General features: G+C 75.7%; 7 protein-coding genes. All 7 read left to right on the top strand.

The genetic code is table 11. The annotated features are described in order from the left end of the window. Positions 1-6: 6 nt before the first annotated feature. Genes ACFVXG_RS02210 through ACFVXG_RS02180 form a run of 7 tightly spaced genes read left to right on the top strand, consistent with a single transcriptional unit; the run spans position 7 to position 14743 of the window. Positions 7-6018, top strand: coding sequence for a beta-ketoacyl synthase N-terminal-like domain-containing protein (locus ACFVXG_RS02210; protein ID WP_387923414.1), 6012 nt, complete (start codon positions 7-9; stop codon positions 6016-6018). Further along, a complete protein-coding gene (locus ACFVXG_RS02205; RefSeq protein ID WP_387923412.1) occupies positions 6011-7132 on the top strand; it encodes a DNA alkylation repair protein in 1122 nt (373 codons plus the stop codon). The genes ACFVXG_RS02210 and ACFVXG_RS02205 overlap by 8 nt, the downstream gene beginning before the upstream one ends. Beyond that, a complete protein-coding gene (locus ACFVXG_RS02200) occupies positions 7129-10863 on the top strand; it encodes a bifunctional SDR family oxidoreductase/pyridoxal phosphate-dependent aminotransferase family protein (RefSeq protein ID WP_387923411.1) in 3735 nt (1244 codons plus the stop codon). The genes ACFVXG_RS02205 and ACFVXG_RS02200 overlap by 4 nt, the downstream gene beginning before the upstream one ends. Before the next feature lie 45 nt (positions 10864-10908). Next, positions 10909-11220: a hypothetical protein gene (locus ACFVXG_RS02195; protein WP_387923410.1), complete on the top strand. Its 312-nt coding sequence runs from the start codon at positions 10909-10911 to the stop codon at positions 11218-11220. Then, complete coding sequence (locus ACFVXG_RS02190) at positions 11217-12368, top strand: class II histone deacetylase (RefSeq protein ID WP_387923408.1); 1152 nt, start codon at positions 11217-11219, stop codon at positions 12366-12368. The genes ACFVXG_RS02195 and ACFVXG_RS02190 overlap by 4 nt, the downstream gene beginning before the upstream one ends. Next, positions 12361-13320 (top strand): thioesterase II family protein, encoded by a 960-nt coding sequence (locus ACFVXG_RS02185; RefSeq protein ID WP_387923407.1) that lies wholly within the window; start codon positions 12361-12363, stop codon positions 13318-13320. Before ACFVXG_RS02190 ends, ACFVXG_RS02185 begins: the two co-directional genes overlap by 8 nt. After that, positions 13235-14743, top strand: coding sequence for an MFS transporter (locus ACFVXG_RS02180; RefSeq protein WP_387923864.1), 1509 nt, complete (start codon positions 13235-13237; stop codon positions 14741-14743). The genes ACFVXG_RS02185 and ACFVXG_RS02180 overlap by 86 nt, the downstream gene beginning before the upstream one ends. Positions 14744-14864: the final 121 nt, after the last annotated feature.

Here is a 14864-nt window from a genome sequence, read left to right as displayed (position 1 = left end):
ACCAGGGTGGACCGTCAGGACCGCCGCATCGCCGTCATCGGCCTCGCGGTACGCCTCCCCGGCGCCGAGGACGCCGTCGATCTGGCGCACTTCCTGCACCAGGACACCGTCGAGGTCGGCGAGGTTCCGCCCGGCCGGTGGCGCCGCGAGCTCTACCTCGGGGACGGCCCCCACCAGGGTTCCCACCACCGTGGGGCGTTCCTGCTCGACCCGTACTCCTTCGACCACGCCGCCTTCGGCCTCACCGCCGAGGACGCGCTGCCGCTGGACCCGCAGCAGCGCACCATGCTGGAGGTCGGTGCCCGGGCCCTGGAGGACGCCGGCCAGCTCGGGGCCGGCCGGAGGCTGAACGCGGGCGTGTTCATCGGCGCGCGCATGAACTCCTACGGCTTCGACCACGGCCGCGGCCTGGCCGGGCCGCTGGACGCGGGTGTCCGCCCGTCGGCCCTGTGGGGGCGGTCGCAGAACTTCCTGGCGGCCTGGCTGTCCGACCGCCTCGACCTCGCGGGCCCGAGTCTGGTCGTCGACACCGCCTGCTCGTCCTCGCTGACGGCGCTCTGGCTCGCCTGCCAGAGCCTGGCCGCCGAGGCCTGCGACCTGGCCGTGGTCGGCGGCGTCGACCTGCTGATCGACCCGCTGACCTTCGTCCTGCTCTCCCGCACCGGGGCGCTGTCCCCGGACGGCCGCTGCCACACCTTCGACGGCCGGGCCAACGGCTACGTCCCGGGGGAGGGCGCCGTCGCGCTGGTCCTCAAGCCGATGGCGGCGGCGCTGGCCGACGGCGACCACGTGCTCGGCGCGATCAGCGCCAGCGCGGTCAACAACGACGGCGCCACCATGGGCGTCACCACGCCCAACCTGGACGCCCAGGTGGAGCTGCTGGACCGGGTCTACCGGACCGTCGACCCGGCCACCGTCCGGTACGTCGAGGCGCACGGCACGGGCACCGCCATCGGGGACCCGATCGAGACGCGAGCCCTGACGGAGGTCTTCGGCCGGCACGGCGTGCCGCGCAACTCGGTGGCCCTCGGCTCGCTCAAGCGCCGGATCGGCCACCTCCACTCGGCGTCGGGCCTCGCGGCGCTCGCCAAGGTCCTCGTGCTGCTGCGCGAGGGAGTCATCCCGGCGGCGGGCGTGCCGGCGCCCAACCCGCGCCTGGGCCTGGACACCGGCCCGTTCCACCTGCCCACCGTCGCTGCTCCCTGGCCCGAGGCGCCGGTGCGCCGGGCCGCGGTGAGCGGCTTCGGCTTCGGCGGCACCAACGCCCACGTGGTCGCCGAGGCCGTCCCCGATTCCGTCCCGGAGCCGTACCCCCCGGCTCCGGGGCGGGCCGTCCACGTCCTGCCGCTGTCGGCCGGCACCCCGTACGCGCTGCGCGAACTCGCCGCCCAGTGGCTGGGTTTCCTGCCCACCGTGGGCGAGGCCCTGGCCGATGTGTGCGCGACGGCGCGACTGGCCCGGCCCCATCGCGCGGTGCGCACCGCCGTGACGGGCGCCGACGCCGGTGAGCTGGCCGCCGCCCTGCGGGCGTGGCTGCTCGGCGGCACGCCGGAGCCCCGGGCGAGCGTCCGGCTGCGCCCGGCGGCGGCGTCGACCCCGCCCGGCTGGCTGGCGGCGCTGGACCGCACGGTGCCCGCCGTGCGGGAGGTGATCGACCTCTTCGAGACCGCGACCGGTACCGAACTGGCGTCCTTCTCCGGGGAGTTGCTCAGGATCAGCGAGGGCGTCGCGCTCGCGGTGGCGCTGCGCGGCCTCGGTGTGCCCGCCGAGGCGGTGGACCTGCCGCCGGGCTGGGAGGCCGTCCGCGCGTTCGCCTGGGGGAGCGTCCCCCTGGAGCAGGCGCTGGCCGAGGTCCTCCGGCAGGAGGCCGAGGCGGCGGCCGACCCCGACCCGGAGGCGGCGGACCTCTGCGCCCGGCTGGACCGGGCCGAGGGCGACCAGGAGGTGGCCGGGGCGCTCGCCGCGACCGTGGCCGAACTCTTCGCGGCGGGAAGGGAGTTCGACTGGACGGCGGTCCAGGGCGGACGCGCCTGGCGCAAGCGCCCGCTGCCCGCGGCCCAGCCCACCGGCCCGGCCCTGGACCTGCGCGAACCGCTGCGCTCGGCCGAACCCGGCACACCCACCGCGCTGGAGGCCGACGAAGGCCCCGCCGGCTACCGCTTCTCCCGGGTCTTCGGCCCCGGCGAGGCCCCGATCGCCCAACACGCCGTCTACCGGCGCACGATGCTGCCGGGCGTGGCCTGGTTCGACTTCCTGCGCGAGGGCGCGGCCCTGCGCGGCGAGGCCTTCCACGGGCTCGGCGACGTCCTCTTCCACCGCCCGCTGATCCCCAGCACCGCTCACCGGGTGGTGTGCCGGGTGGACGGCGAGGGCCGCTTCACCGTCCGGGACGGCGAGACCGACGAGCCCTTCGTCACCGGCCGCTACCTCGCGCGGCGGGCGCCGGAGCCCGTCGCCGTCCCGATCGCCGCACTGCTGGACACCTGCTCGGCCGAACTGCACGCCGGCTCCCAGCTGTACCGGTGGCTCCGGCGGATCGGCTACCACCACGGCCGCTACTACCGGAACATCTCCTGGGTGGCCGGCCTGCCCGACGGCGGCACGCTCGCCCGGGTCGAGGGCGGCCGGCAGCGGGAACTGAACCCTAGCGGGGTCGAGCTGTTCCCCGGGCTGCTCGACAGCGTGACGATCGCCGCGATCGCGCCCGGCAACCCGGTGTTCGGCGCCGCCGACGCCTCGGCCTTCATCCCGCTGTCGGTCGGGCGGTTGGAGGTCCACGGGCCGCTGGAGGAGGCGGCGTACGTCCGCACCGAGACCGCCTTCTGGAACGAGGAGGCCTGCCGCGTCACCCAGACGGTCACGGATGCGGCGGGGCGGCCGCTGCTGGTGCTGGCGGACATCTCCTCCAAGCGCGTCCCGACGGCGGCCTTCGACGAGCAGCCGGCGGCCGGGCCCGTACGAGCGGCCGAGCCCGTACCGGCGGCCGAGCCTGTACCGGAGCAGCCCAGGAAGGCGCCCACCGCCCGTACCGTCCGCAGCGCGGACCCGAGCGCGCGGATCCTCGCCTGGTTCCTGGAGTCGGCGGGGATCGCCGAGGCCGACGCCGACACGGAGTTCCTCTCCTCCGGGTCCGACTCCGTCGGCCTGGTGTCGCTGAGCGAGCGGATCTCCCGGGAGAACGGCCTCACGCTCTACCCGACGGTGTTCTTCGAGTACCCCACCCCGCGCCGCTTCGCCGCCTTCCTCGCCGAGGAGTTCCCGGAGCTGGTCGCGACGCTGCCCGCCGCGACCGGCTCCGCCCCGGCCACTGACACTCCCGACGCCCCGGCCCGTCCGGTCGACGCCGCGACGCCGCCCACCGAACCCCGCCGCTCCCGCCCCGCCCCCGCCCGCGCGGCCGCCCCCCGCCCGCGCGACATCGCCGTCGTCGGCGCGGCCGTCCGGCTGCCCACCGCCGCCGGCCTGGCCGAGTTCGCCGAGCTGCTGCGCGAGGGCCGCGACACCGTTCGCCCGCTGCCCGGGGACCGCCGCCACCCGGACGCCCCCGTCCCGCAGGCCTCGTTCCTCGACCGGGTGGACGAGTTCGACCCCGCCCCGTTCCGGATCTCGCCCCGGGAGGCGCCGCTGATCGACCCCCAGGCCCGGATCGTCTACGAGACGATCTGGGAGGCCCTGGAGGACGGCGGCCGCGCCGGTGCCCGGGCCGAGGGCGCCACCACCGGGCTCTGGATCGCGTACAGCCACGACCACTACCACGAGGAGCGGGTGCGGCACGGCGTCGCCGACGGGCGCGGGCTCGGCCTGGAGGCGATGATCGCCAACCGGCTGTCCTACCTGATGGACTGGCACGGCCCCAGCACCCTCGTCAACACCCTCTGCTCCTCCTCCCTGGTCGCTCTGCACACCGCCGTGCAGCACCTGCGCTCCGGGGACGTCGACACGGCGGTGATCGGCGCCGTGCACGCCGCCATCAGCCCCGAGTACTTCCGCTCCATGGGCGAGCTGATGGCCCTGTCGCCCCGCCATCGCTGCCGTTCCTTCGACGACGGCGCCGACGGCTTCGTGCCCGGTGAGGGCGCGGTCGCCGTGGTGCTGCGCCGGCACGCGGACGCCGAGCGGGACGGCGACCGGGTGCGCGGGCTGGTCCGGGGTACGGCGGTCAACCACGGCGGCCGCACCACCCGCTACTCCGCGCCCAGCCCGGCCGCCCAGCGCGACGTCGTGACGGCTGCTCTGCGGGACGCCGAGGTCTCCCCGGAGACCATCGACCTGGTCGAGGCGCACGGCACCGGCACCCGGCTGGGCGACCCGATCGAGGTGGACGGGCTGACCCGGGCCTGGCGCGAGCACACCGACCGCGCCCAGTACTGCGCGCTCGGTTCGCTGAAGTCCAACGTCGGCCACCTGGAGCCCGCCGCCGGCCTGGCCGGCCTGGTCAAGGTCCTGCTGGGCCTGGAGCACGAGCAGTTGTGGCCGACCCTGCACGTCACCCGGCCCAATGACCACATCCGCTTCGAGACCACCCCGTTCCACCTGGTCGACCGGCCCCTCCCCTGGCCGCGCGGGGAGCGACCGCGCCGGGCCGCCGTGAGCGCCTTCGGGATGGGCGGGGTCAACGCCCATGTGATCGTCGAGGAGGCGCCGGCCGCCCCCGCTTCCGCCCCGCTCGCCCAGGACAGCCACCTGCTGCGGATCGGTGCCGCGAGCGAGCCGGCGCTGCGCGCCCTGGCCGCCGCCTACGCCGGGCAGGTGGCCGCCCTCCCAGCTGCCGGGCTCGGCGACTTCGCCCGGACCGCGAACACCGCGCGGGCCGCGCACCGCCACCGCGCCGTCGTGCACGGCGGTACCCCCGCCGAGCTGGCCGCCCGGCTCGCCGACGTCGCCGACGGGAGCACCCCGGCGGCCCGGCACCCCGGCGGCGCGGCCCGCACCGCGTTCCTGTTCACCGGGCAGGGCTCGCAGTACCCCGGCATGGGCGAGGGCCTGTACGCCACCGAGCCGCGCTTCCGCGAGGCGCTGGACGAATGCGCCGAACTGCTCGCCCCGCACACCGGTGTCGCGCTGCTCGACCTGCTCCACGGCGACGCCCGTCACCTGCTGGACGAGACCCGCTACGCGCAGATCGGCATCGTGAGCGTGCAGGTCGCCCTGGTCCGCTGGCTGGCGGCGGCGGGCGTGCGGCCCGACGCGGTCGCCGGGCACAGCCTGGGCGAGCTGACGGCGGCCTGGGCCGCGGGCGTGCTCGCCCTGCCCGACCTGCTGCGGCTGACCGCGCTGCGCGGCCGGCTGATGCAGGACCAGCCCCGGGGTGGGGCGATGGCGGTCGTCCACACCGACGCCGACACCCTGACCGCCGCCCTCGCCCGGTACCCCGGCCTGGAGATCGCCGCCTACAACGGGCCGCGCCTGCACACCGTCAGCGGCCCGGCCGAGGCCGTCGAGCGGCTGCGGGCCGAGAGCGCCGAGCGGGTTCAGCCGCTGACGGTCAGCCACGCCTTCCACAGCGCGCTGATGGACGGCGCGGTGGCCCCCTTCGCGGCGGCGGTGGCCGGCGTCGAACTCGCCCCGCCCGTCCGGCCGTTCGTCTCCACCCTCACCGGCGCCTGGCACACCGCCGGGAGCGCGACCGACCCGCAGTACTGGGCCCGGGCCATCCGCCTCCCGGTCCGCTTCGCCGAGGCGGTGACCGCCCTGGGCGAGGACGGCCCGGACACGGTGTGGGAGATCGGCCCGCAGCCCCAGCTGCTCCCGCTCGCCCGGGCCGCGTACACCGGCGAGCACCCCGGGTGGATCGCCACCCTCCGGCGCGGCCGGGGCGACCAGGCGCAGCTGCACGCCGCCCTGGCGGCCCACCACGACCGCACCGGCGCCGAACCGCGCTGGAGCGCCCTGCACGAGCACAAGGGCCAGCGGATCACCACCATCCCGACCTACCCCTTCCGCCGGCAGCGGTACTGGATCACCGAGGCCGCAGGCAACCCCGACGAGCACACGAAGAGGCCCGAGCACCATGGCTAGCGAGTACGGACTCAAGCGACACTTCAACGGCGAGGCGGCCCGCCTGATCGGAGGCAGGATCCGCGCCGCCCACCCCGGCTTCGACGTCGACGGCTACGCGGCCGAAGTCGAACGGCGGGTTCCAGGAAAGGAGTTGAAGGACCGCGTGCTGGTGCTGGCCGAGGGCCTGCGCACCCGGCTGCCCGCCGACTACCCCGCCGCCCTGCCCCGGCTGCTGACCGTCCTCGGCGACGAACTCGCCGAGGGCGAGGGGATGTTCAACGCCAGCTGGTACCTGATGCCGGTGGCCAGGTTCGTCGAGGAGTACGGGCTCGGCCACCCCGAGCCCTCCCTCGACGCGATCGAGGAGATCACCCGGCGGCACACCGGCGAGTACGCCATCCGGCCCTACCTCGAACAGCACCACGCGCAGACCATGCGGCGGGTCACCGCGTGGGCGCTCAGCCCCAGCCACAACGTGCGGCGCCTCGCCAGCGAGGGCGTGCGCCCGCGGCTGCCCTGGGCCCGCACCCTGGGGGTCTTCGTCAAGGACCCGCGGCCCGTCCTGGAGGTCCTCGAACCGCTGCGCAGCGACCCCTCCGAGTACGTCCGCAAGTCCGTCGCGAACAACCTGAACGACATCTCCAAGGACAACCCGCAGCAGGCCCTCGACACCGCCCTGCGCTGGCTGGAACAGAGCCCCACCCCCGAGACCGCCTGGATCGTCAAGCACGGACTGCGGACCCTGGTGAAGAACGGCGACCAGCAGGCCCTGGCCGTCCTCGGGGCCACCGGCGGCGAGCACGTCCGGGTGCCCCGGCTGAGCGTCACACCGGGCGAGCTGACCGTCGGGGAGACCGTCCTCGTCGAGTTCGACGTCGAGAACACCGACACCCGTGCCCACAGCGTCACCGTCGACTACGTCGTCCACCACGTCCGCAAGAACGGGCGCAGCATCCCCAAGGTCTTCAAGCTCACCACGCTGGAACTCGCCCCCGGCGAACGGCGCAGCCTGCGCAAGCCCCACCCCGTCAAGGAGGTGCAGACCCGCAGCTACTACCCGGGCGAGCACCGGGTCGACATCCAGGTCAACGGCCTGGTGAAGGCCACCGGGCGATTCGGCCTGCGCACATGAGCGCGCCGACGCTCACCCTCGACGCGGCCGACCCGGTGGTGGCCGACCACCGGATCGGGGAGCACCCCGTGCTCGCCGCCGCCGTCCAGGCGGACGCGCTGCTGCGCGCCCTGGACGCCCGACGGCCGGGGCGCTCCTGGACGCTGGAGCAGCTCGCCTTCCGCGCGCCGCTGCGGGTCGACGGGCCGCGCGTCGACCTGGCGGTGGTGACGGGCGAGGACGGGCGGTGCGCCCTGCGCGGCGCGGGCACCGGCGCCGCGACGGCCCTGACCGTTCCGACCGCCCCGACCGCCCTGACCGTGTACAGCACCGCCCGTGCGCACGGCACGCCGCTGGCGCCGCCGCGCCACCTCGACACCATCGCCCTGCGGGCCGGCTGCCCGGACGCCGTCCCGCTCGCCGAACTGGACGCCTGGCGGCGCGCCAGCGGCATCGGGTACGGGCCCGCCTACCGGGTGGTCCGCTCCGCGCAGCGCGGGCCCGGGCGGATCGCGGCGGTGCTGCGCACGGCCGAGGACGACCCGGGCGCGGCGTCCTTCGTGCCGCCGCCGCTGCTCGACGGGGTGTTCCAGCTGCTCGGGCTGCTCGACGGGGGAGCGGCCGGGGCGTGCCTGCCCTGGTACGTCGGCCGGCTCACCGCCCGACGTCGGATCACCGGGACGGTGCTGGCGCTGGTCGAGCTCGAACCGGCGGCGCCTGGTGGTGTCGGTGGCGTGGTACGCGGGCGGGCGACCGTCTGCAACCAGCAGGGGGAAGTCCTGCTGGAACTGGAGCGGATCACCCTCAAGGCCGCTGGTGCCGCGTCCGGCCGGGAGCCCACGCCCGCCGTCGGATTGATCGAGGTACCCGGGTGGCGGCGGACCGAACCGGTCCCCGTGCCTCCGGCCGCCGACCGGGCGGTCCTGTTCATCGCTCCCCAGGACACCCCGCCGCCGTCCACCCCGCCCGTCGCCCGGCTGGCGCCCGAGGAGCTGACGCGGGAGCGGATCGACGCCGTCCTCGCCGAGCACCCCGTCCACGAGGTGGTGTACCTGGCACCCCGGGGGGTCGCGGGGGCGGACGGGGCGGCGCAGGCCCTCCAGGGCGTTTTCACCCTGGTGCGCCGCCTGGCCGCCCGGCCCCCGATGCCCGACCTGCTGATCGTCACCACGGGAGCCCACGACATCACCGGGGGCGAGCCCGTCGACCCCCTCATGACCGCACTCTGGGGGCTGGCCCGCACCCTGCGCGCCGAGCACCCGCGCACCGCCGTCCGCCTGGTCGACCTGGAACCGGGCGCGCCCGTGCCGCCACCCCGGTACGCCGAGCCGGACCTGGCCCGGCGCGCCGGCACCTGGTACGCGCCGGTGGTCGCCCCCGACCGCTCCGCCGCGGCCCGGCCCCCGCGGCTGCGCGGCGGACGCTTCCTCATCACCGGCGGCCTGGGAGCAATCGGTTTGCGCGTCGCCGAGTTCCTGGCCGAGGAGGGCTGCGCCCACCTCACCCTGGTGGGCCGCGGCGCCCCGGGGGTCGGCGAGGCCCGCCGGCGCCTCGACCGGCTCGCCGCCCGCTGCGAGCTGGAGACCGTGGCCGCCGACGTCCGCGAGCTGCCCGGGCGGCTGGCCGGCGCCGCGCGCTACGACGGCATCCTGCACGCCGCCGGAGTGCTGCGCGACGGCCTGGCCCGCGGTCTGACCCCGACGCAGATCGGGGAGGTGCTCGACCCCAAGATCGGCGGGGTGCACGCCCTCGCCGAGCTGGCGGCCCGGCACGACCCGCCCGGCTTCGTCGCGCTGTTCTCCTCCGTCGCGGCCGTACGCGCCAACCTCGGCCAGAGCGCCTACGCCGCCGCCAACGCCTACCTGGACGGCTACGCGGCCCGCCGCCGCGCGGCCGGCGAGCCCTGGTACAGCCTCGGCTGGGGCCTGTGGAACGTCGGCATGGGCGAGCACATCGCCCCCAGGGCCGCCGCCCACGGCGTCCCCGCCCTCACCCCGGACGACGGCGTCGCGCTGCTGCGCGCGGCCCTCTCCCGTCCTCCGGCGCACTACGTCCTGACCGCCACCGCCCGAGCGAAGGGGGCACCCATGACCACCACGACACCGGCGAGCACGCTGTGGCCGCCGCTCACCGCCGCCGTCCGCACGATCCTCCACGTCGACGACGTCGCCCGTGAGGACGACCTGCTGGAGCTGGGCCTCGACTCGATGATGGCGGTCGAGCTGGCCGCGGCGCTGTCCGGCTCCGGGCTCGACGTCGACCCGATGGTCTTCTTCGAGCACAGCGGCGTCGGCGCCCTGCTGGGGCACCTGGAGTCCTTGCCGCGCACGGGAGTTGCCGCACGGCAGGCTCCGGCGGCCGTTGCCGCTCCTGTTCCCGCGCCCGCTGCTGTTCCGGCCGACGCCTTCGTCCCAGACTGGGACCGCTACCGGGACCAGGCGCCGCGCCCCGAACCGACGCCCGTACCGGTACTCGAAACAGCGCCTGTACCGGCCCCCGCCCCGCAGCGCACCCGCACGCCCCGGCGCACCCTGCCCGGCCGGCTGTCCGGCGCGCCCGGCGGGACCTTCCTGGAGCGCCGGATCGACGCGCTCTCCACCGAGGACCGCCAACTCGTGGCCAGGGACGAGTACTTCTACGAGCCCGTGATCGAACGCGCCGAGGGCGCGCGGATCAGGTTCGACGGCCGCTGGTACCTCAACTTCGCCTCCTACAGCTACCTCGGACTGATCGGCCACGACTACATCGACCAGCAGGTCCTCGACGCGGTGGAGCGCCACGGCACCGGCGCCCACGGCGTGCGCCTGCTCGCCGGTACGCTCCACCTGCACCGCGAACTGGAGCTGGCCATCGCCGACTTCCTCGGTGCCGAGGACGCCGTCGTCTTCTCCAGCGGGTACATGGCCAACGTCGCCACCGTGGGCGCCCTGGTCGGCGCGGGCGACGTGGTGATCGGCGACGTCTACAACCACGCCAGCATCCTCGACGGCTACCGGCTCTCCGGTGCCGAGGTGATCACCTACGCCCACAACGACCTGGCCGACCTGGAACGCGCCTTGAAGAAGGTGGGCGACCGGGGCCGCCTGGTGGTCACCGACGCCGTGTTCAGCATGGACGGCGACGTCGCCGACCTGCCCGGCATCGCCGAGCTGTGCGCGCGCTACGACGCCCCGCTGATGGTCGACGAGGCGCACAGCCTCGGCGTCCTCGGCGACACCGGGCGCGGCATCACCGAGCACTTCGGCCTCGACCCGGCCCGGGTGGACGTCAAGATGGGCACCCTGTCCAAGACCGTGCCCAGTGCGGGCGGTTACGTCTCCGGCTCGCGCGACCTCATCTTCGCGCTGAAGAACAACGCGCGCGGCTGGATGTTCTCCGCCGCCGCGACCCCGGCCCAGGTCGCCGCCGCCAAGGCCGCGATCGAGGTGATGGCCGCCGCTCCCGAACTCACCCGGGAGCTGCGCGCCAGGACCACCCGCTACCGCGAGCAGCTGCGCGCCCTCGGCTTCGACACCCTGCACAGCGAGACCCCGGTGGTGCCGGTGATCTGCCGCAGCGCCGAACAGGCGGGCGCCATGGCCCGGTTGTGCCAGCGCGACGGGCTGTTCGTGCAGCCGATCGTCTACCCGGCGGTGCCGCGGACCCTGCCCCGGCTGCGCACGATCGTCAACCTCGCCCACTCCGAGGCCGACCTGGACACGGCCGTCGCCACGCTCGCGCGCGCCGGCCGGGCCTGCGGCCTCATCCCCTGACCCGCGCATCCGCTGACCCACACACCACATCCCGGAGGGGAGCCCATGACCGCCGCACCCGACACCGAGGCGTTCTTCTCGGCCGTCCTGAAGGCCATCGCCGTCACCCGCAACCACGCCACCGACCCGCAGGAGCACGCCCGGGGCGTGGTCGAGCCGGCCGCCCGCATCCGCGCCGCCGAGGAGCGGATCGGTGCCCGCCCGATCACCCCGGCCGAGGCCGCCGAGGTGCTGGAGCTGCTGGAGACCACCTTCCGCACCAAGCGCACCCCCGACGAGGAGCGCGAGCACTACCTGGCGTACATCGAGGGGGTCTCCGGCGTGGGCCGGGCCCCGCTGGGTGCGTCCGCCGCGTGAGCGTTCCCGAACTCGGCTGGTACAGCCACGAGTTGTGCTTCTGGCACGACCCCGGGCCCGGCGCCGGCTACCTGCCGGTGGGGCCCGGGATCGAGCCGCTGCGCCAGTTCGCCGTCGACCCGGACCTGCGCCGGGCGGAGGGCCTGGTCCGGGCGGCCGGAGTCCTGGAGCGGTACACCGCGGTGACCCCGACGCCCGCCTCCGACGAGGACCTGCTGCTGGTGCACACTCCGGAGCACCTCGAACGGGTCGAGGCCGCCTCGGCGGCCGGCGCGGGCGACGCCGGGGTGTACGCGCCCGTCAACTACCACAGCGCGCGCGCCGCCCGGCTCGCCGCGGGGGCCTGCGCCCAGGCCGTGACGGCCGTCCTGGACGGGCGGTTCGGCCGGGCCTACTGCCTGGTGCGCCCGCCCGGCCACCACGCGGAGCCCGACCGGGCGATGGCGCTGTGCCTCTACAACAACCTGGCGGTCGCGGCCCGTACCGCGCGGCGCCACGGCGCGCGCCGGGTGCTGGTCCTGGACTGGGACGTCCACCACGGCAACGGCCTCCAGCGGGTCTTCTACGAGGACCCGGACGTGCTGTACGTCTCCGTCCACCAGGACGGGCTGTTCCCGGCGGCTTCCGGCCTCGTCCTGGAGACCGGCGCGGGCGCGGGCGCCGGGACCACGCTCAACGTGCCGCTACCGGCGGGCTCCGGGCACGAGGCCTACCTCGCCGTCCTGGAGCAGCTGGTGGCTCCCGCCGCCCGGGCCTTCCGTCCCGATCTGATCCTGGTCGCGGCCGGCGTCGACGCGGGCGGGCACGACCCGATGGGCCGGATGCTGTGCACCAGCCGCACCTTCCACGCCATGACCTCGGCCGTCTGCCGACTGGCGGACGAACTGGCCGACGGGCGGCTCGTGTTGGCCCACGAGGGCGGCTACTCGGCCTGGTACCAGCCGACGTTGGTGCTGGCCACCGCCTGCGCGCTCGCCGGGCTGCCGGCCCCCGACGACCCGTTCCTGCACTCGCTGGAACACCTGCCGGGCCAGCGGCTGCAACCCCACCAGCGGCGGGTGGTGGACCACTTGCGCGCCCACCACCCGCTGCTCGCGGGCCGTTCGGACCCGGCCGGCCCGCAGACGGAGGGGGCAGGCGATGGGTGACTGGTGGACACGCCCGGGAGCACCGGCCAAGGGCCCCGGGCCGCGCCCGCGCCGACGGGTGGTGGCGCTGCCGCACGCCGGCGGCTGGCCGTCCGCCTTCCGCAGCTGGCGGGACGTGCTGCCCGCCGACGTCGAGCTCCTGGTCGCCCAACTCCCGGGCCGCGGACCGCGGATCGGCGAGGAGCCGTCGACCAGGATCGAGCCGCTGGTCGGGGCGCTGAGCCGGGAGCTCGCCGACCTGACCGGAGCGGATCCGCTGCCGTACGCGGTGGTCGGGCACAGCTTCGGCAGCGTCCTCGGGTACGAGCTCACCCGGGCCATGGAGCACAAGGGCCTGCCGCCCGAGCTGCTCGCCGTCTCGGCCCGCCAGCCCCCGTGCTTCACCGGCGGACCGCCGTCCGCGCACGAGCGCACCGATGCCCAACTCCTCGCCCACCTCCGGGAGATCGGCGGCATCGCACCCGGGCTGCTGGCCCGCCCCGACCTGCTCGGGCCGGCCCTGCGCGCCATCCGTGCGGACCTGGAGGCGATGGAGACCCATGAACGGCCGCCGGCCGGGACGGGCGTGCCGATCCTCGCCCTCGGCGCGGAGGACGACCCGGTCGTCCGCGCCGATCGCCTGCACCTGTGGTCGCTGGAGACCACGGCGGGCTTCCGCCGGCTGATGTTCACCGGCGGCCACTTCTACCTCTACGAGCCGGCCAACGCGGCGGCCGTCGCCCGGCACCTGGTCGCACCGCCGCCCCCGCTCGCCGCCTCGCAACCCTTCGACACCACGCAGTACCCGTACACCCCCGGACTCCCGGAAAGGAACCCCGTTGAGCACCACCGCCGACTCCCCCCAGCAGGCCGGTCCACGCCAGTGGCTGGGGCTGGCCGTCCTGGCGCTGCCCACGCTCCTGCTCTCCATCGACGTGAGCGTGCTGCACCTGGCCGTACCGCACATCAGTGAGGCCCTGGCCCCCTCGGCCTCCCAGATGCTGTGGATCATCGACATCTACGGCTTCCTGATCGCGGGCTTCCTGGTCACCATGGGCACCCTCGGCGACCGCATCGGCCGGCGCCGGCTGCTGCTGATCGGCGCCGCCGCCTTCGGGGTGGCCTCGGTGGCCGCCGCGTACACCAGTGACCCGGTCGCGCTGATCGCGGCCCGGGCGGCGCTCGGGGTGGCGGGCGCGACGCTGATGCCCTCCACGCTCGCGCTGATCACCACGATGTTCCCGGACCCCCGCCAGCGCGGGATGGCCATCGCGGTGTGGGTCACCATGTTCTCGGTCGGCATCGCGCTCGGCCCGGTGGTCGGCGGCGCCATGCTGGAGTACTTCTGGTGGGGCTCGGTCTTCCTGCTGGCCATCCCGATCATGGCGCTGCTGCTGGTCGCCGGCCCGGTGCTGCTGCCGGAGTACCGGGACGGGAACGCCGGCCGCCTCGACCTGGCGAGCGTGCTGCTGTCGCTCGGGGCGATCCTGCCGGTGGTCTACGGGCTCAAGGAGATCGCCAAGGGCGGCCCGGCCGTGGTGCCGGCGCTCGCCCTGGTCGTGGGCCTGGCCGTGGCCGGCGTCTTCGTCCGGCGCCAGCGCGCGCTGGCCGACCCGCTGCTGGACTTCCGGCTGTTCGCCGGCCCGACCTTCCGCACCGCGCTGGCCACCCTGCTGGTCAGCATGCTGGTGGCGGGCGGCACCTACCTGTACGTCACCCAGTACCTCCAGTTGGTCGGCGAGCTGTCGCCGATGACGGCGGGCCTCTACCTGCTGCCGGCGGCCTTCGCGCTGATCGTCACCTCGGTGGTGTCCCCGATCGCGGCGGCCGCGGTGCGGCCCGCGTACGTCGTCGCGGCCGGCCTGGCGGTGTCGGCCCTGGGCCACGTCATGCTGGCGACGGCCGACAGCACCTCCGGCATCTCCCAGGTGGTCACCGGCTTCGCCTTCGTCTACGCGGGCGGCGGCCCGCTGGTGGCCCTCGGCACGGACATCGTGGTCGGCTCGGCCCCGCCGGAGCAGGCCGGCTCGGCCTCGGCGATCTCGGAGACCAGCACCGAGCTGGGCATGGCGCTCGGTGTGGCGCTGCTCGGCAGTCTCGGTGCGGCCGTGTACCGGGCCGGGGTGGACGTGCCCGGCGCGGTGTCGGAGCAGGCGGCGGGCACGCTCGCCGGGGCGGTGGAGGCGGCGAAGGGCCTGCCCGCCGACGCGGCGGGGGCGTTCCTGGACTCCGCCCGGGCCGCGTTCACCGACGGCATGAACGTGATCGGCGGGATCGGGGCCGTGCTGGCGCTGGCCAGCGCGGTGCTGGTGGTGCTGGTGATCAAGGCGCCGCCGGCGGGCGCCGGGGCGGAGGAGGAGGCCGCCGCCGAGCCGGTGGCGGCCGCGGTGGAGTAGCGCCGGTCGGAGTCGGAGCCGCAGCGCCCGACGGCCGGTCCGGGACGGGACCGGCCGTCGGCGCGTGTCCGGGCGTGTCCGGGCGCGTCCGAGCGGGGCCGGGGTGGGCCGCCACCGAACG

Source organism: Kitasatospora sp. NPDC058162, assembly GCF_042884005.1.
Taxonomy (GTDB): domain Bacteria; phylum Actinomycetota; class Actinomycetes; order Streptomycetales; family Streptomycetaceae; genus Kitasatospora.
This window is presented reverse-complemented; position numbering and strand designations above follow the sequence as displayed.

What these genes read in the sequence shown, in the direction of transcription:
- ACFVXG_RS02205 (WP_387923412.1), top strand. Translation starts at nt 6,011, where the DNA reads ATGGCTAGCGAGTACGGACTCAAGCGACACTTCAACGGCGAGGCGGCC.
- ACFVXG_RS02200 (WP_387923411.1), top strand. Translation starts at nt 7,129, where the DNA reads ATGAGCGCGCCGACGCTCACCCTCGACGCGGCCGACCCGGTGGTGGCC.
- ACFVXG_RS02185 (WP_387923407.1), top strand. Translation starts at nt 12,361, where the DNA reads ATGGGTGACTGGTGGACACGCCCGGGAGCACCGGCCAAGGGCCCCGGG.
- ACFVXG_RS02195 (WP_387923410.1), top strand. Translation starts at nt 10,909, where the DNA reads ATGACCGCCGCACCCGACACCGAGGCGTTCTTCTCGGCCGTCCTGAAG.